1 protein-coding gene is annotated in these 248 nt (G+C 60.5%); it reads right to left on the bottom strand.

Annotated elements, in window-relative coordinates:
- A partial coding sequence (locus HBA93_RS22550; RefSeq protein ID WP_221724723.1) for a P-loop NTPase family protein occupies positions 1–248 on the bottom strand: 248 nt, incomplete at both ends.

Raw genomic sequence — 248 nt, 5'->3', positions numbered from 1 at the left:
AATCACTGTGCGACAGGCCTCATGCAGATTCAGGCCCTCACGCCCGACGCGGGATTGCGCGAGGAGCACCATCGGCCAACTGGACGACCGGTTGAATGCAGATTGCAGCATACGCCGCGTTTGCGGTGCGGTTGCGCCTGACATCATCCTGGCGAAGTTGCCCTCGCGCCCGGAATAATCGTTCAGCCAGGCATCCAGCCGGGCTTTCTGCGTATCGTTGTTCTCTGCTTCATCATCCCCGGCAAGCT

Source organism: Ochrobactrum sp. SFR4, assembly GCF_019730395.1.
Taxonomy (GTDB): domain Bacteria; phylum Pseudomonadota; class Alphaproteobacteria; order Rhizobiales; family Rhizobiaceae; genus Pseudochrobactrum.
The sequence above is the reverse complement of the archived record's forward strand: the minus strand, read 5'-3'. Positions and strand labels throughout refer to the sequence as shown.